Origin of the sequence: Pseudoalteromonas sp. (assembly GCF_036960685.1) — a bacterium.
In the GTDB taxonomy this organism is placed as follows: domain Bacteria; phylum Pseudomonadota; class Gammaproteobacteria; order Enterobacterales; family Alteromonadaceae; genus Pseudoalteromonas.
This window is the reverse complement of record NZ_JBALXK010000010.1, coordinates 81,006-99,320: the sequence shown is the minus strand read 5'-3', so window position 1 is coordinate 99,320 and position 18,315 is coordinate 81,006. Positions and strand designations below refer to the sequence as shown.

15 protein-coding genes are annotated in these 18,315 nt (G+C 41.2%); 6 read left to right on the top strand and 9 right to left on the bottom strand.

Annotated features, from left to right (window positions below):
• Nucleotides 1–116 precede the first annotated feature (116 nt).
• The 5 genes from V7783_RS10490 to yegD all read left to right on the top strand — a co-directional run bounded on the left by V7783_RS10490 (nt 117) and on the right by yegD (nt 5,843).
• Complete coding sequence (locus tag V7783_RS10490; RefSeq protein WP_335678662.1) at nt 117–2,399, top strand: TonB-dependent receptor; 2,283 nt, start codon at nt 117–119, stop codon at nt 2,397–2,399.
• Nucleotides 2,400–2,513: 114 nt separating this feature from the next.
• On the top strand, nt 2,514–2,813 hold the full coding sequence (locus V7783_RS10485; protein WP_335678661.1) for a hypothetical protein: 300 nt from the start codon (nt 2,514–2,516) through the stop codon (nt 2,811–2,813).
• Between the two features lie 60 nt (nt 2,814–2,873).
• Nucleotides 2,874–3,530 (top strand): HAD family hydrolase, encoded by a 657-nt coding sequence (locus tag V7783_RS10480; RefSeq protein ID WP_335678660.1) that lies wholly within the window; start codon nt 2,874–2,876, stop codon nt 3,528–3,530.
• A gap of 34 nt (nt 3,531–3,564) precedes the next feature.
• Nucleotides 3,565–4,413, top strand: coding sequence for a DNA ligase (locus tag V7783_RS10475; protein WP_335678659.1), 849 nt, complete (start codon nt 3,565–3,567; stop codon nt 4,411–4,413).
• 62 nt (nt 4,414–4,475) lie between these two features.
• Nucleotides 4,476–5,843 (top strand): molecular chaperone, encoded by a 1,368-nt coding sequence (gene yegD, locus V7783_RS10470; RefSeq protein WP_335678658.1) that lies wholly within the window; start codon nt 4,476–4,478, stop codon nt 5,841–5,843.
• A gap of 13 nt (nt 5,844–5,856) precedes the next feature.
• Here yegD and V7783_RS10465 read toward each other — a convergent pair whose 3' ends face one another.
• From V7783_RS10465 to V7783_RS10450, 4 genes are all read right to left on the bottom strand, one after another.
• On the bottom strand, nt 5,857–6,321 hold the full coding sequence (locus V7783_RS10465) for a methylglyoxal synthase (RefSeq protein WP_335678657.1): 465 nt from the start codon (nt 6,319–6,321) through the stop codon (nt 5,857–5,859).
• 17 nt (nt 6,322–6,338) lie between these two features.
• The gene (locus tag V7783_RS10460; RefSeq protein WP_335678656.1) at nt 6,339–6,974 is read right to left on the bottom strand and encodes a LysE family translocator; all 636 of its coding nucleotides are present in this window, start codon (nt 6,972–6,974) and stop codon (nt 6,339–6,341) included.
• Between the two features lie 96 nt (nt 6,975–7,070).
• On the bottom strand, nt 7,071–8,909 hold the full coding sequence (locus tag V7783_RS10455; RefSeq protein ID WP_335678655.1) for a S8 family serine peptidase: 1,839 nt from the start codon (nt 8,907–8,909) through the stop codon (nt 7,071–7,073).
• A gap of 224 nt (nt 8,910–9,133) precedes the next feature.
• Entirely contained in the window at nt 9,134–10,309 is a 1,176-nt protein-coding gene (locus V7783_RS10450; RefSeq protein ID WP_335678654.1) for a multidrug effflux MFS transporter, read from the bottom strand.
• Nucleotides 10,310–10,469: 160 nt separating this feature from the next.
• Between V7783_RS10450 and V7783_RS10445 the strand changes: the two genes are divergently transcribed.
• Nucleotides 10,470–10,955 (top strand): hotdog fold domain-containing protein, encoded by a 486-nt coding sequence (locus tag V7783_RS10445; RefSeq protein WP_335678653.1) that lies wholly within the window; start codon nt 10,470–10,472, stop codon nt 10,953–10,955.
• A gap of 9 nt (nt 10,956–10,964) precedes the next feature.
• On the opposite strand, the gene V7783_RS10440 is transcribed toward V7783_RS10445, so the two are convergent.
• The 5 genes from V7783_RS10440 to V7783_RS10420 form a co-directional block, all read right to left on the bottom strand.
• The gene (locus V7783_RS10440; protein ID WP_335678652.1) at nt 10,965–11,456 is read right to left on the bottom strand and encodes a bactofilin family protein; all 492 of its coding nucleotides are present in this window, start codon (nt 11,454–11,456) and stop codon (nt 10,965–10,967) included.
• Nucleotides 11,446–12,597, bottom strand: coding sequence for a M23 family metallopeptidase (locus V7783_RS10435; RefSeq protein ID WP_335678651.1), 1,152 nt, complete (start codon nt 12,595–12,597; stop codon nt 11,446–11,448). Before V7783_RS10435 ends, V7783_RS10440 begins: the two co-directional genes overlap by 11 nt.
• A gap of 142 nt (nt 12,598–12,739) precedes the next feature.
• Nucleotides 12,740–14,053 carry a fumarylacetoacetase gene (fahA, locus tag V7783_RS10430; RefSeq protein ID WP_335678650.1) on the bottom strand — a complete coding sequence of 438 codons (1,314 nt, stop codon included), beginning with the start codon at nt 14,051–14,053 and terminating at the stop codon, nt 12,740–12,742.
• Between the two features lie 152 nt (nt 14,054–14,205).
• Nucleotides 14,206–15,252 carry a 4-hydroxyphenylpyruvate dioxygenase gene (gene hppD, locus V7783_RS10425; protein ID WP_335678649.1) on the bottom strand — a complete coding sequence of 349 codons (1,047 nt, stop codon included), beginning with the start codon at nt 15,250–15,252 and terminating at the stop codon, nt 14,206–14,208.
• Between the two features lie 307 nt (nt 15,253–15,559).
• Nucleotides 15,560–18,295 carry a metallophosphoesterase gene (locus V7783_RS10420; protein WP_442961363.1) on the bottom strand — a complete coding sequence of 912 codons (2,736 nt, stop codon included), beginning with the start codon at nt 18,293–18,295 and terminating at the stop codon, nt 15,560–15,562.
• Nucleotides 18,296–18,315: the final 20 nt, after the last annotated feature.

Sequence of the window (18,315 nt, the reverse complement as noted above, 5' to 3'; positions counted from 1 at the left end):
AAAGAGGTCCGCGCAGCTTACTGCAAGGCGCGAAAAATTGATTGAGCCCGCCGAGTGAATTTGGCGCAACACACCAACCGTTGAACAAGAGTGCACTAAAAAGGTTAATCCCCGACATGAAAGCAATGAAAAGATCTACGTTAGCAACCCTAATCAATGCAACGTTGTTCACTGCCGTAGCAGGTACTTCATTTTCTACTCTTGCAGCTGATGAGCAAGTTCCAGTTGCAAAAAGCAAACAATTAGAAGTTATTCAAATCACTGCACGTAAACGTGTAGAAAACGCACAGGAAGTACCTGTCGCTGCTTCTGCTTTACAAGGTGATAGCCTTGATGCTGCCAGTTCTGCCGGCATGGATATTCGTTTTTTAAATGCAAAAATTCCAAGCTTAACTGTAGAATCTTCATTTGGTCGCTCATTCCCACGTTTTTATGTTCGTGGTCTTGGTAATTCAGATTTCGATTTGAATTCATCACAACCAGTATCCCTAGTGGTTGATGAAATTGTTCAAGAAAGCCCTATTTTAAAAGGTTTTCCTATATTTGACACGGGCCGCGTAGAAGTTCTCCGTGGACCACAAGGCACCTTATTCGGTCGTAATACCCCAGCTGGTTTAGTTAAAATTGATTCAGCTCGCCCAAGTCAAGATTTTGAAGGTTATGCAGCCTTATCATATGGTTCGTTCAATTCAATTGACTTCGAAGGGGCTGTAAGTGGTGGCTTAACTGATAACTTATCAGCACGTGTTTCTCTATTACGTCAAGAGCGCGATGATTATATTGATAATCGCTTAGCAGGCAATGAGATTGATGACGTAACAGGAGGTTATCAAGAAACTGCCGCGCGTATCCAATTCTTATATGAGAAAGATGATTTCAGTGCATTATTGAATTACCACACTCGTGACTTAAATGGTAAGCCAATTGTATTTCATGCAAATGCAATTGAAACAGGCACAAATAACCCGCGCCCGGGCTTTGATCCTGAAGTGATATATCAAGATACTGTGCAATTTGCTACACAGAATGTAAATAGCCAAGGTGCTAGCTTAAAGCTAGAGTACAGTTTTGCTGATTACACGTTGACATCGATCAGTGGCTGGGAAAGTGCAGAAATTTTCTCTCGTGCTGATGTAGATGGTGGTTTTGGTTGTGGGAATACTTTTGTTCCTGGTTGCCCAACACCAGAAATGGGACCTGGTTTTATTTTCTTAGCGTCTGAAACCGCTGATGCCCTTCCAGATCACAATCAATATACACAAGAACTACGTTTAGCAAGTGATTTTGCTGGTGACTTTAATTACCAAGTTGGTGCTTTTTATTATAATGAAGAGCAAGTGATTGAGACTTACGGTTACGATGGGTTAGGTGCAAACTTCTTAACTGGCTATGTTCGCCAAGATCAAGACACAACAGCATGGGCTGTATTTGCATCGAGTGAATATCAATTAACTGAGAAGTTAGAAATCACTGCTGGTTTACGTTACTCAGATGATAAACGTGACTTTACAGCGTCACGTTACGCATCTCCAGAGTCGGCAGTTGCTAATTTAACTAAGTCAGTTGCACCAGAAGATAGCCATGTATCATGGGATTTAGCTGCTGCGTATAAATATTCTGATGATATAAACTTATTCGTTCGTGCTGCAAATGGTTTTCGTGCACCGAGCGTTCAAGGTCGTATCTTATTTAGTGATGATGTAACGGTTGCTGATTCTGAAACAATTAACTCAATTGAAACGGGTATTAAATCAGACGTGCTTGACGGTCGTGGACGTGTCAATGCTACTGTTTTCTATTATCAAATGGATGACCAACAGTTAACAGCTGTTGGTGGTGACTCGGGAAATTCAGCTCGTTTGTTGAATGCTGATAAAACTGTTGGCTACGGTTTTGAAGTTGATACTCAATGGGTATTGACTGATGAATTTGATGCAACTTTTAACTTCAGTTATAACAATACTGAGCTGCAAGATGATGATTTATATTCGCAAGGCTGTTTTGCTTGTACGATTACTGATCCGCTAACAAACCAAGGTTATAGTTTAGACGGTAATAGCCTGCCACATGCGCCGGAGTGGATTGCTAACTTTACTCTACGCTATACTAAAGAGCTTGGCGATGGTGAGTTTTATGCGTTTACAGATTGGTCATACCGTAGTGAAATTGATTTCTTTTTATATGAATCAGTGGAGTTTACTGGTGAAGCATTATTAGAAGGTGGCTTACGCGCGGGTTATAAGTGGTTTGATAATAACTACGAATACGAAGTTGCGGCATTTGCACGTAATATAACCAATGAGCAAGTATTCATCGGTGGTGTAGATTTTAGCAATAACTCTGCAATTGTTAATGAGCCTCGCTTTATTGGCGCTGAATTTAAAGTTAACTTTTTCTAAGTAGACTTTATAATTGCTAATATTAAAAGCCCGCACATGTTGCGGGCTTTTGTATTGTTAAACCGGATTTATAACTGCTAAAGTAACGCTAATTATATTTAAAAGAGAGTAGCAATGGCTGGATTTTGGAACTACCGAGTGATTTTTTGTGAAGCAACTAAAGATGAAGCGGCGCAATATCAAATTCATGAAGTTGAATATAACCTAAATGGTAAAGTTACGAATTGGTCAGAAACAGGTGCCGCGCCTTTTGGTAATACGCTAGATGCACTGCAAGATGATGCTGAACGTCTTAAAACAGCATTTGCCAAGCCAGTACTAAAAGTGGTTAGAAAAGAGCGCGGTTATGAACTGGTTGACGTTGCAACGGGCGAAGAGGCTTTTGCCGAGCCGCCTGCGGGATTAACTGAGTAATTGATATAGTGTAAAGGTGCCTTGTGTGCCTTTTTTGATTGTTAAAATAAAGGAATGAGGATGACTTTAAAAGCAGTACTATTTGATATGGATGGCACCTTGGTCGATTCCGAAAGTGTCCATTTTACCTGCTGGAATGATATTTTAGCCCCGTTTGGCGTAAGTTATAATGAAGATGAGTTTTGCCAACGCTTTTCAGGTCGACCAACTTTAGAAGCCGCAATTGAAGTGGTTGAGCAATACAACTTATCAGTAACGCCGCAGTGGTTAGCACAAGCTAAATATGATGCCTTTGAAGAATTTGTACTAACACAACTGCCAGCCCTGATGCCCTTTGCTAAAGAGATTTTACACAAGGTTAAACAAAGCGGTTTAAAAATGGCATTAGTGACAGGCAGTGCTCGTCTTGAAGCGTTACCTATTTTGCAAGGGCATGGCTTTTATGAATTGTTTGATTGCGTTGTCACTAAAGATGATGTGCAAAATCCAAAGCCTGCAGGCGACCCTTATTTACTTGCGTTATCAACGTTAGGTATTTCAGCCGAGGAAGCGATTGCGGTAGAAGATACTCATACCGGCGTGACTGCTGCCACAAATGCAAAGGTCGCGGTGGTGGCAATACCGAATAAACATACTTTAGAGCATGATTTAAGTTTGGCATTTTCGCGAATGGATAATTTACAGCAACTATGGCAATGGGTACAAACTAAGCTATAGTTTTAGTCTACTTGGATATAAACAAGGGACTGACATGCGTAACGGACTAATCACAATATGGTTGTTGCTCACCGCTTTTAATTGTTGGGCAATTGAACCACAACTAATTGCAAATGCACAGCTTGCCAAGGTTTATCAGCAACACCAAGCAGCTGCAATCGACAACTATTTAGTCAGTGAAAAATTTGATGGAGTGCGGGCAATTTGGACTGGCACTGAGTTTATAACCCGTAACGATAATGTGATACATGCTCCAGCATGGTTTGTGGCTGACTTACCCAATCTGCGATTAGACGGAGAGCTGTGGACTAAACGCGGCGATTTTGCAGACCTCAGTGGTATTGTGCGCACTTTACAGCCGTTGGATAGTGACTGGCAAAAAGTCACCTATCAGATATTTGACATGCCAGATCAACATAATCCCTTTGCAGTACGCTATGAAAATTATCTACGTTTAGTAAAAACATTAAATAAGCCTCACATCCAAGCAGTACAGCAGTATCAATTTACTACAGAGCAGGCATTATCTGCGTACTTTGATAAAGTAACTCAGCAAGGTGGTGAAGGTGTAATGCTGCATTTAGCCTCGGCAATGCATAAAAGTGGCCGTTCTGATGCGCTGTTAAAGTTAAAACCTTATTTTGATAGTGAAGCGGTCGTCATTGCTCATCTTCCAGGAAAAGGCAAATTTACTGGCATGCTAGGGGCGTTAAAAGTAGTTACACCACAAGGAAAAGAGTTTTCAATTGGTACTGGCTTTAGTAACGCACAGCGCCAAAATCCACCCGCAATAGGAGCGACGGTGACATACCGATATCATGGTTTTACTAAAAACGGTTTACCACGGTTTGCCAGTTTTTTACGTCAACGCGATCCTGATTAACATTTAAAAAAAGCCGTAAGTATGCTAAATTGCGCGGCCTTTTGATAAGTAGTGGTGGCGAGATGTTTGTTGGTTTTGATTATGGTAGTTCAAATTGTGCAATGGGTGTAATAAATGCACAAAATGCTGTCGAGTTAGTACCGTTAGAACAAGGCAAGCACTATTTACCTTCCACACTTTATACTCATCACAGTGCGTTAGTGGTTGATTTTGTTGCTCAACATTTAACGGGTAGTAGCTATGAACATGATTTTAAAAGCCAGCGCCAAGCATTGCTTAATACTATGGTGCGGATAAAGTCGGATTTAGACCTTGCTCCCGGTGAAGAAAACCTCTTTATTGGCCGTGAAGCCATCAGCCAGTATGTGCAGTTTCCTGAAGAAGGTTATTTTGTTAAATCGCCTAAATCTTTTTTTGGTGCCACAGGTTTAAAGCAAGGGCAAATCAACTTTTTTGAAGATATTGCTACCGCGATGATTTTAAAGATCAAACAACGCGCAGAAGCCTCTTTACAATATGCATTAACGCATACTGTGATTGGTCGCCCAGTGAATTTTCAGGCCGTTGGCGGTGAAGAGTCAAACCAACAAGCTTTAGGCATTTTAGAGCGTGCAGCAAAGCGTGCTGGCTTTAAAGAAGTCGCGTTTTTATATGAGCCGCTTGCAGCGGGAATTGATTATGAAAGTTACTTACAGCACGATCAAAAAGTGTTAGTTATCGATATTGGTGGAGGTACTAGTGATTGCTCGTTTGTACAAATGGGCCCCAGCTTTCGTAACAGCAGTGAGCGTGATCATGACTTTTTGGCTCATACGGGTAAACGTATTGGCGGTAATGATCTCGATATTGCCCTGAGCTATCATGCGCTTATGCCTTTGCTCGGGTTAGGCAGTAAGTTTAAATCGGGTTTGCCTTTACCTAATCAGCCATTTTGGCAAGCCTGTAAAATCAATGATGTGAATTTACAAAGCCAGTTTTATAGTCAGCAGCATACTCGCGAGTTACTTACTCAACTACGAGAAGTGCAAGCGCCCGAGTTATTTCAACGGTTGCTCGATTTACAACAAAATAAGCAGGGCCATCAGCTAGTTCAGCAAGGGGAGGCGGCAAAAATTGCTTTATCATCAGCCTCTGAGTTTAATTGTGAGCTCGAATTTTTAGCGCCACAATTACACAAAGCGTTATCACGCGATGATTTAGCATTGGCGGTCGATGATTCTATTATGCAAATTGTTAGTTTAGCCAAGCAAGCGATTAAAGATGCTGGCGCCGTACCTGATGTAATTTATCTTACTGGTGGTAGCGCCCAATCACCGCTGATCAAAGCGGCATTAGTTGAGCATTTAGGGGACATAAAAATGGTGAACGGTGATCACTTTGGTAGTGTCACCGCAGGGCTCACTAAATGGGCAAGCATGCTTTATCGTTAAAGCAGAGCTGCCTTTATAGCGTAATTTGCCGGGTTGCGAGGTACTTCTCGTAATCAGGCAAGCTGCGCTCAAGCTCTACATGCATTAATGATGAACTTAATAACATATCAGCACTGACTTCGTTACATGCCACAGGAATATTCCACACTGCCGCTAAGCGTAATAATGCTTTTACATCAGGGTCATGAGGCTGAGAGGCGAGGGGATCCCAAAAGAAAATCAACATATGAATTTCGTGTTCGGCTATTTTTGCACCTAATTGTTGATCACCGCCCATTGGGCCACTAAGCAGTTTGATCACATCGAGCCCGGTATTTTTCTCAATTAGATGGCCTGTGGTGCCGGTGCCATACAAGGTATGCTGACTTAAATTGTCTCGGTGCTTATTACACCATGCTTGTAATGCGGTTTTCTTTCCATCATGTGCGACTAGCGCGATGTTTTTTTTAGCAGGTAATGTTTGCTGTTTTTGTTCCATGCTGACTCTTATTATTTTTACACTAAAAGGTTGATAGCAAGTGCTATAAACACAATACCTGTAATTCGGTCTATCCACAATTGCGTATTTGGGTTGTCCCTGAAATAACTGGCAATTTTATCGCCAAAATAAATATATGTGCAATCAATTGGAAAGGCGAAAATAGGGTAGAGCAAGCCAAAAAAAGCCAGCTGGAAGGTTGTCGAGCTGGATAAACTCGGATCCACAAACTGCGGTATAAAGGCAATAAAGAACAGCGCAACTTTTGGATTGAGCACTTCCGTCATCATCGCTTGGAACATAACATTTTTCTTTTTACTGGTACTGACATGGGGCTTGTTATCGCAGTCGTCATTTATTGTTACAAAGGTGCTTTTTAGCATCATTATCCCTAAGTAACATAAATAAGCGGCGCCAGCATATTGTACTGCGGTGTAAGCAACGTCAGAGGCTTTTAGGATTGCAGTTAAACCAACCACAGCAAACAAAGTATGTACTACACCACCTAAGGCAAAACCAAAGGCACTTTGCAAGCCAGCAGCACGGCCATTAGCAAAGGTTTGCGCCATTAAAAAGGCGTTGGATGGCCCCGGTGCCACAGCGATTAAAAAGCTGGCCGCTAAAAATGACAGTAAAAATTCTGGATTGATCATTTGTGCAGTTTATAAATAATAGATGGTTGATCTTAACAAGCTTGCAGGCAAAGAAAAAGCGGGCATTTACCCGCTTAATTTGGTTGGATTAAACAACTAGAAATTAACAGTACTGTTGTTTGAGCATACTGTTGTGCTTTGTGCTTCACACACTTGATATGTATAAGAGCCGCCACCTTTTGTAGAAATTGCATCGGTGTAGCTATTAGTATTTGCAACTGTTGATACTTTGCTACCATTACGATAGATATCAACTTGGCTGGTTGTTGCGCCGCTCCAGTTTAAATCAGCAAAACTTGCGCCTTTTGATTTGTAACCTGTTGCATCAAGACTGATATCGTCATTACCTGGTGTAGGCGTGCCACCTCCATTATTACCTGCACAACCGTTGGCACTGAGGTAAGCTTCAGCATCAACCGCTTTAACTATACCGTGACCAAAGTAAACGTCATGCCCAGCAGCACCTTGATCTTGTGCAGTTGCTTTGAGAGCATCGCGGATCTCTGTTCCTGTACACTCAGGGTGTAATGACCATACTAACGCGGCAATACCAGATACAGCAGGTGTTGCCATTGATGTGCCGCTCATATAACCATAATCGCTGGTACCAATATTAATACTTACGTTGGAGCTGGCAAGTAAAGCACTGCGATCTTCAAATGCAGCGCCTACAGCTGGGATAGTCGTATCGTTTGTTTCACCTAATGTAGCGTATAACATACCTGCTTCGTTATTGATAATAACCGCGCCCGTACCACCGGAGTTCTCACAGTTTGTAACTTTGTCATAAAATGAGATGTTGCCACGGTCAATCATGCATACTTTTCCAGCTGCACCAGAATCAATACTTTCTGCAGTGCCCATGTAATATGTGCTGGCAGATACTTGGCCTGAATTTTCCATCGCAGAGGATGCAAAAACTGTGTTGTCTACTAATAGAGATGCGGCTGTAGCCATACCTGCTGGATAGGTAGATAACGTATCTACGCCACCGGCTGTGACTTCAACACAAATTGTTTCGTCAGTGGTTGCTCGTTTGCCACGGCCTGTTGTACAGCTTGGAAATTGTGAAAAGTCAGCAATTTGGTTATTAGCATCATTTGCACCAACCATCATTACAGAAGGGTAGCCTGCAGGGTAAGAGCGTACACTATTACCATCATTACCCGCAGCGGCAATGACTAAACCGCCAGCCTGAGTAAAGTTAGCAAATGCATTTGACTCAGTATTATTAGCGCCGCCACCGCCTAAACTCATGTTGATAATGTTAGCACCGGCTTGTGAACAAAGATTTGCAGCGTGAGCTAAATCAGATGAGTAACCCCAGCCATCAGCATTAAATACTTTGATAATATGCATGGCAACACCCGGTGCCATACCAATGACACCTACATTATTATCAGCGGCGCCAATTGTACCTGCTACATGCGTTCCATGTGGGCCGCCATTATCAAACCAATTACCCGTACCACTGTTATTGTCGCCTGTAATATTGCCCCAAATAAAGTCAGGATTTGTGCTGTCTAAACCTGAGTCTATTACGCAAACTTTCATGCCCGCGTTGGCATCAAAGGTAAGTTGATCTGCTTGCGATTGATATACAGCGTATGGTGTAAGTTGTTGCGTCATAGCATTACCAGCGTCGTCATTGTAAATAGACATTGGTACACGCTTTTGATCTTCTTCAACTAGCTTGATATGAGGATTGTTTAATAAGCCTTTAACTGAAGCTAAGTCATACCCAGTAAATTGCGCAGCAATAAAGCCATCACCATCAACTTTGATATCGCCACCGAGTTTTTTAGTGAGTGCTTTCACGACACCCTTTTTATTATTATCAACTTGGATTATATAGCGATCGTTTGCTGCAGCAACGCTGCCAGTTGCACACAAGCCACTAATGATAAGCGCCAATGCGAGTTTATTTGTGTTCATATTATGTATCCCTAAATGTTATGATGTTAACTTGATGTTAACTTGGTTTACATTAGTTTAATTCTAAATGGGATGCAAGGGGGGATTATTCATAAAAAAGTAATAAAATAATCTTGTTATTACTTTTTTATAGCGAATTATTATAAGTGGATGTCTAAGCGGTTAAATAAAATATAATGATTCTCACTACTTAAAAAACAGTAAAAAAGTACCATAATTATTTTTTATGATATGCGATGATTTATAACTGCAAAATAAGCAAAAGGGACTAGCAATAGGAAATGAACACCGATCAACAAAGGTGTGGTTAAATTTAGAGATTGGGTAATAAAAACCAGTAAGCTTGCTCCACTCATTTGCATAACACCAATCAATGCTGAAGCTGTACCAGCTTGTTTTGGAAATAAGCTCAAAGCTCTACCTGCTGCAGAGCCTAAGGTTAATGCAAAACCAAAGGCGGCAATAAACATCGGAGCCATCAACGCCAGTGGCGTTTCAATGTGGCTTAAACTAAGCATCAGTACTCCTGAGAACACTAGCATTAGTAGGCCTAACTTAAGTGCGCGTTTTGGCTGGTGTTTAATATAAATCGGTGTGATAAAACTTGCGACAATGCTCAGCACTGCATTTACAGTAAACCAAAACGTGAAGCTCCCCACAGAGCCACCTAATTTAGTGATAATCCAACCCGGCGCTAGGGTTACAAACACTAATATTGCTGACATTGCGACCATGCAAATTAAGCTATTAAATAAAAATAGTGGCGTGCTAATGATGGGGATAAAGCGCCTTAAATCGAGGATGTGGCCATGATATACGCTGTCGCTGGGGCGGGTTTCTTTGAACATCAATAAAGTAACCAATAAGGCCAAAAATGCAAAACCAGCTAAAAATAGGAAATTCATTCGCCAACCAAACTGTACAGTTAACCAAGCACCTAAAATGGGCGCTAAGGCAGGAATAAAGCAAACAATACCGTTTAAGTAAGTGATCATTTGTGCGCTACGCTCACTGCCAAACCGGTCTCGTACAATGGCAAAAGCAACCACAAATGTTGCGCAGGCGCCGAGACCTTGTACTGCGCGCGCTAATAACATAGCGTTAAAGTTTGCAGCGTAAAAAGCACCAAGGGAAGCTATGGCATATAGTATGATACCAATTAGAGCGACAGGTTTACGGCCAAATTTATCTGCTAAAGGGCCTGCAATTAATTGCCCTAAGCCAACCGTGAGCATAAAAATCGCAACAGTTTGTTGCACCTGTTTTTCGCCAACTTGAAATTGCTCGGCAATAGTTGGAAACGCTGGTAGGTAAATATCAATTGCTAATGGGCAGAATATAACCAGCAGGGCAAGAATTGAAATAACACTAAGATGACTGCGGTGATCGGTTGTTGACATGAAGGCTCCTTTTGGCGCGTATTTTAAGGCTGCAGAAATAAAAAAGAAAGGCCATATGGCCGACCTGAGGGAATATTCTTAGTAAGATAAATAAAGACGCTTTTGCTATCTGGTCTGATGTGTTAATTTTAATCTCTATGCCTTTTAATTAAGAAACGTTATGAGCGATAAATCAGTGGTTTTAAAAACATGGTTAAAATTAAAAAATTTACCACTAGGCAACCGGTTATTTAGCAAAGTCGTGTGTTTTAAAGCGCCTTATTTTGGCTCAATCAAGCCTACTATTTTAGATGTAAAAGAAGGGCATTGTAGCGCTGTAGTGAAAAACCGCCGCAGTGTGCATAATCATATTGGTACTATTCATGCCATTGCGCAATGTAATTTAGCTGAGTTGTGTGCTGGCGTGATGGTTGATGCAACGGTGCCTTATAAAACTCATCGTTGGATACCCAAAGGTATGACAGTGCAGTATTTAGCAAAAGTGGATACGGATGTCACCGCGGTAGCTGAGATTGCTATGCCAAGACAATGGCAGGATAAAGAAGATTTGTTGGTGCCGGTTAAGCTTTATAATACCCGCAGTGAATTGGTATTCACTGCTGATATTACGATGTACATTACTAAGAAAAAAGAACAGAAAAAATAAAAAAGTAACTTACTCTTTTTCTGCGGCTTGTTTATTAAAGAATGACAAGTCGTTATCGCCTTCACTCAATACTGAGGTAAGCTCGGCTTTTGCGTCTGTATTGTGCGTAACTAACTCAACGGTTTCTGCTTCATGACGTTGTTTTAAGTTACCTTCAATAATCGCACCTGCATCAATACTGAGTGTATCTTGGTAAACATCACCATGTACTTGCGCTGAGCGTTCAATAACCACTTTACTGGCATTGAGTGAGCCAATGATTTTTCCTTTTACAATCACGCTTTCAGCAACCACAGAGCCCTCTACACAGCCCGTGTTACCAATAACTAAGTGATTGACGCGCACATCACCATCAATACGTCCATCAAGTTGTACTTCGCCTTGGCTGACCAAGCTGCCTGTTAAGCGAACATCTTCAGAAATGATCGACGGCGTGTGGTTGGTTCTTTTTAATTGTGAATCAGAAGAGTTACTTACTGTTGATTTTTTTTTACCGAACACGAGAAAGCGCCTTTGTTATTTTGACAGGATTGACATGTTTGTCGTTAAGTAATACTTCATAGTGTAGGTGAGTACCGGTACTTCTGCCAGTGCTACCCATTAAGCCAATAACATCATTTTTAGCTACTGCTTGGCCTTTTTTTACGTTGATTTTATTTAAGTGACCAAAGCGCGTTACAAAGCCATTTTTATGTTGTAGTTCAATAAAGTTACCATAGCCACCATTACGTCCTGCACGCAGTACAGTGCCGTCAGCAGGAGCAAAGATTTCGGTTTTATGCCAACCGGCTAAATCGACACCTTTGTGATAAGCATGACGATTATTTACAGGGTCTTTACGCAAGCCAAAACTACTCGAAATATAATAATTAGCCGCTGGTAGAGTTTGTGGTAGTTCGCTAAGTAAATTTTCAAGATTATTTAATGCTAGAAGTTTGTCGGCGATCAGTAAAAACTCAGTAGGTATTTTTGACTCGTCAAATAAATCCAGCGGACCACCTTGCGCGGTTTCTGATATTTGACCATTAAGCTGCAGTGCTAAGGCGTTATCGAGCCCAGCCCCTTTGAGCATGGTTAAAATAGCTTGGTGGCGTCGCTCAATTTGTTGTTCAATTTGTAAAAAACTTTGCAAGTAGTGAGCGTCGAGTTGAGCAAAGCGTTGTTCAACTGATAGTAAATTGGCTTGAGCGCTATCTGGATTTTTTTCATCAACGAGCGGCTCATGAAAATCACCTTGCTGTTCTTTGGCATCGATATTTTCAATTGTTGCGGCATCTTCAATTGGGTTGCTCATCGACTCAGGTAAAGAATCGATCATGCTTTGTAATAAAGCTTGTTTTTGTTCCAGTTCAGCAAGCTGTGCTAGTTGTTTATCATATTGCTGTTGTTGCTGTTTCTTTTGCAGTTGCCACTGTTGTTGTTTTGATAGTTGGCTTTGCTCAATATCGGAGATTTTGTTGGTTTGCGAATAAATTTGTAAGGTAGATACCGTTAACCAGCCTAAAGCAATTAAAACAACCGCTACAGCTGAAACTTGTAACCAAGGTGCTAATATCACATGTTTAACCTCACCATTTTGGCGGATCAACAGCTGTCTAGCTGGGAATAATTTGTGATAAAAAGACTTAATAAATGCTGACATGGCTTATAAATACTTGCTATTAACCGAATCAAGATAGCAATCTGAGCTGAAAAAGCCAGTAAAAAATTGTAATTAATCTCAAAAAAGGAGGCGTTGGTCGCCTCCTTATAAAAAATACATTTAATAAATGTTTACAATTTAGTTACTTAGCAGGAAGAACAGTTCCTTCAACGCTGCCGAAACCGATACGAGCAAAGCCTGCTTTTTCACACCAACCACGCATAATAACGTTGTCACCATCTTCTAAAAAGCTACGTTGCTCACCATTATTAAGAGTGATTTTCTCTTTACCACCACGAGAAAGTTCGAGTAATGACCCCGCTTCTTCGTGAGTAGGACCTGATTGCGTACCTGAACCTAGCATATCACCTGGCATAAAGTTACAGCCATTTACAGTATGGTGAGTAACCATTTGCGCAACTGTCCAGTATGAGTGTTTAAAACTTGATTTTGATACTAATGAAGGAGCTGCACCTTGCTCACGCATTTTTGCGGTTTCAATTTGCACGTCCATTTTTATATCAAAGGCGCCCAGCTCACGGTTTTGGCTTGATTCTAGATAATCTAATGGCTGAGGGTCATTTTCATCACGTGTCCACGATGTTTTGTAAGGTGCTAACGCTTCGGTGGTGACAATCCAAGGTGATACCGTTGAAGCAAAGTTTTTTGCAAGGAATGGACCTAATGGTTGGTATTCCCATGCTTGTAAATCACGTGCTGACCAGTCATTGAATACACAAAAACCAAATACATGGTTTTCAGCGTTTTCGATAGCAATAGCATCACCCAACTCGTTACCTTTACCTAAGTAAATGCCTAGCTCTAATTCATAATCTAAGCGTTTACATGGGCCAAGCGATGGTACTTCTGCATCTGGCGCTTTAGTTTGACCGTTCGGGCGGTGGAATGTTTGTCCTGATACATCAATAGATGAAGAACGACCATGGTAACCAATAGGTACCCATTTGTAGTTAGGTAGTAACGGGTTGTCAGGGCGGAATAAGCTACCGACTGCTGTTGCATGGTAAATAGAGGTGTAAAAATCAGTGTAATCGCCAATGCGACACGGCAATGCAAACTCAATGTCTGCCTGGGCAATTAATGCGTCGCTTAACTTAGCTTGTTCAGCGGCGCCTTCGCGTAACGCTTTAGATAATGCTAAACGTAGTGCTGACCAATATTGCTGACCAAGACCCATAAATTCATTTAATGTCGCTTGGCTTGCTGCAGCTACGGCTGCTTGTGCATCGCCTGAGAAAATTGCTAGTTCGTTTACTTTGGCAAGGTCGATAACTTGGTCGCCAATAGCAACGGCACCACGAAAAGCTTCGTCAGAATTTTTACGACGTACTTCTGCAAATGGTAGATTTTGAATTGGGAAGTCACAGTTTGCAACGTTTGCTGAGGCTACCCAGCTGGTTAAATTTATATCATGGGTTTCGTTAATTAAACTCATTACATTTCCTTTGGTTTAGTCAGTCGCGCTTTACAGTGGATATGGTGATGAATGGCGCGATTTAAACAGTGAAAATCAGATTGTCATTTATAAAATAGGTGAAACGACAAAAAGCAGCGAAGTACGCTGCTTTTTAAATCTATACGCGGGTGTTATAAAACGCCGCGGCGCTCTTGGTCACGCTCGATTGATTCAAACAGTGCTTGGAAGTTACCTTCACCAAAACCACCGTCATCAACGCGTTGGATCATCTCGATAAAGATTGGGCCAAATAAGTTTTTCGAGAAAATTTGTAATAAGTAGCAATTTTCACTTTGGCTATCTACTAAGATCTGATGTTCACGGATCTTTTCTTTATCTTCTGCAACCCAAGGTACACGGTCGAAAATTGTGTCGTAGTACTCAGGGATAATATCAAGTGTGGCAATGGTTGATTTATCCAGCTTATCAAGTGAGCTTACTAGGTCATCTGTTAAGAATGCTAAGTGCTGTACACCTGGACCGTTGTATTCACCAAGGTATTCATCGATTTGGTTGTTATCGTTGCCTTTACCTTCATTGATTGGAATCGAGAAGGTGCCGCACGGTGATTTAAGTGCGTATGAGATCAAGGCTGTTTTTTGGCCTTTGATATCAAAATAACGAACTTCAGTAAAACCAAATACGTCTTTATAAAAGTTTGCCCATGTTTCCATGGTGCCTTTATAAACATTATTAGTTAAATGGTCGATGCGAATAAAGCCTTTATCTTCAACAATGTTTTGCTCACTTAAGTCTTCAAAATCAGTGTCGTAGATTGAACCTTTGTCAGCTGACTGCTCGATGAAGTAAATTAAGCTGTCGCCAATACCGTAAATTGCAGGGTAAGGTAAGTCTTTGTGGGTTGAATCTGTCGCAGCTTTTGCACCACGCGCTACCGCTGTATCAAATGCTAGTTGTGCATTTTCAACACGCCAGCCCATAGAGCAAATTGCAGGGCCATGGCTTTTAGCAAATTCAGCTGAAAAACCATCACGCTCATTATTTAGTAAAAAGTGAATATCGTTTTGGTTGTAGTAAACAATGTCTTTACCTTTAAATGTTTTTAGTTTTGAGAAACCAAAATCGGTAAATACTTTATCCATATAATCTGCATCAGGTGTAGCGTATTCAGTAAACTCGATCCCTACCAAACCTAAAGGGTTAGTTACTTCACTCATAATAATTCTCCCGCAATAAACACTGCGTCTTGTTGTGTCTGATGCGCAGATAATTAACTATAACTAGACAAAGGGGAAGAGCTCGCATCTATTTAGCTAGCAGGCTATTTGTAAATTAAATGGGACGATCATTTGAAAGTGCGCGTAGAGCAGAGGGCGGTTTAGCACTGTGTGTTTAACAATCCAATGTTAATGCAATAATGTATTGCTTAGTTGATTGATATTAATGATTAATTTGTTTTAATTGGGGATGTAAATTAACGAAATTAAGGGAGTTTACTCCCTCAATTTAATAGATGCATTGTAATTAATTGTTTACGGTAGAGCCGCGTTTGTTAAAAAACTTGCTGCGTTGCTCTAACCATAGGTTCGCTTTTATAGCTGGTGCACTTTGATAATGGCGTTCTACAGCTTGGTTTAGCGTTCGTGTGCTTGGCGCAAAGCTGAGAGTTTGTTGTGCGCCAGCCATAGTTTTTATTTCATCGCGAGTCAGTGCCCGCCCTGCATAAAGTAGTGCGTTTAAATAACCAGGCTCAGTCTCATAGTTATTATCAGTTAACAGCAGTACGGCTTTATCTAATGCCCAGCGACGATTGATTTCGCCTTCTTTTTTTACTCCTGCTAATTCGCCATCTATATACACTTCAAACACGCCATTGTTAGGAGCGGTATAGAATACAAAGGCGATGCGATGCCAAGTATTAGATTGGGTGTTGCCAAAATAACCACTTTCGCTGGTTGATTTCCCTAAACCACCTTCAGGGTTAATAAAAATATCTGCATCATCTGTTAAGTAGTTTTTAGCATCCGTTTGTATTAGAGCACGGTAAATATCTTTGGCTGCCAGCGGCCAGTAAATATCCATAACTAAGGTGTAATCAGATACCAGCCCTTCATTTTCAAAATCTCCGTTGGGCGGCGTGTTAAGTGTGATCTTTAATCCTTCTGTTGGAGAGTGGTCGGTAAAGGCCATCACCCCTGAAGCACCGTCGTTTAGATCTGCAATCTGTAATTGTGTGGTAGTTTTATATATTGTGTCTTGCGCGCCCCAGCCACTATTTTCAGGATCAAAATAGCTTAACATTGATGGCCCATAATCAGCTTTTAATGGATCGCTTGGATCATTGAAATTCCAAACGGTGACATTAGCTTGGTTTTGGCATGCATTAAGTTGCGTATTGGTGTCAATATACAAACATTGGCTGGTACGCTGGCGAGCATATTGATCGAGCAGTTGCCATGTCTCCGCAAGCAGTTGTGGCTCAGCAAAAGTAATTCCATTAAAAAATAATTCAGCATTGAAAGCGGGGCCTTTTTGCAGTGCCAAGCTATAGCTTTGATTGTCATTGATATTATCAGGCGCTAATAGTAGCCAATCTGGTTGGCTTGCGGCCATAGCTTTTAAATCTCTACCACTGACCGTGACTTGATATATAGCACTGAAGCCAGGAGTATTTGAAGGTTGTCTTTCAACTTTAAAGGCATTATGAAAATCTTCTTGGGTGAGTGTACCAGGGGTCCAACGTGTTTGTACTTGGCTTGCATCAAATAAGGCAGCATCAAGCTGATGCAGTTGTTTGCTGGCAAGCGCTACAATGTTCATTATATCGATGGTCGTTGGGTAGTTTTCTGAAATAGCGATTTCAGTATTGGCATCAGGCGCGTATTTGCCCATTAAAAAATCTATATGTGTTTGCAATGCTTCATCAAAAGTATTTATTTGTGCTGTAGCTAGGGTTGAGTAATTGATGTCAGCAACTGTTTTTGTTGCTAAATCAAACGTTAATTCTAGGTCAGTTAAACCTTGAGCAAAAAAGTTGGGTTGGATCACTACACTGCCATTATCAAGCTGCTGAAAGCTTTCACCACCATGGGTATGACCACCGAGCACCAGATCAATACCAGCAACGTTTTGTGCAATTTGCAGATCGGCGCCTTCTCCTAAATGACTCAACATCACCATGTAGTCGACATCTTGGCGGTGTTGCCCAACAATCGTTTGTGCAATATCTTGCCATTGCCAGTTCATTTTAAAATTAGCGATAAAATCAGGAATGGGTGCCGTTTCTACTGGTCGATCAAGTTCATTCCATGGCACTGAGGTCATACCAAAAAAACCGACTTTGAGGCAACCAACTTGCACAATTGAAAAATCAACTGCAGCAAAATCTCGTGTGCTATCGCCGGTATAACGCGTGTTACTGGCAAGCACGATGGCATTATCATCATTGGCGTAGTCGAGTAATTGTGCTGGCCCCCATGCATAATCATGATTACCCACCACACGGACATCGAACGCCATGGCTTTTATCGCCTCAACCGTTGCGACGCCTTTGGAGGTTTGCTCTGCCACGGTGCCTTTTTCATAGTCATCGCCACCATTAGTAAACAAGGTATAAGGTTGCTCAGTCACAGCTTGTTGATAGTGGCCTTTGATCCGGCTGAATAAGCGTTCTTTAAAACCAAACCTTGCATGTAAATCTGCTACATGGATAAAGCGCATTTTTTGTGTTGCTTGGTTTGCTTTACACTCAGAGCCTATAGTTTTGCTGATTTGCTGTATTGTACGAGCATGTACAGCAAATGTACCAAAGCTGTTTATTTGTCCACTAACAGTATTTGCAGAAGAGTTTGAGCTTGCTAATGGTTGCCATTGCCCATCAATTAATTTCACGATCGAGAGCTGTTGCCCAATTTCTGCTGAATTAGCTAATGTTATTGTGAGATTTAAAGGCGTATCGAATGTTAGATCTTGAGGGCTAAAGGTATATAACGCGGAGACAATATTAAGAGCTTTATTCTCATCATCAAGCTCAGCTTTGCTAAAAATAAAGCTTGTATCGGTTGTTACCGCATTGACTGGAGCTGTTAGTAGAACAAGCGCATCATCAAAGCTTTTTGATAAACCATCCTTGGTGCTAATAATTAATTTTGATTCGTCTACAACGAAGTTAGTATCTTTCTCAGTGCTATCGCCACAAGCACATAACAAAGTAAACACAGCAACGAGCATTGAAAACCTGATACCGTAATAAAAAGCCATAATAGCCATACTGCCACTTA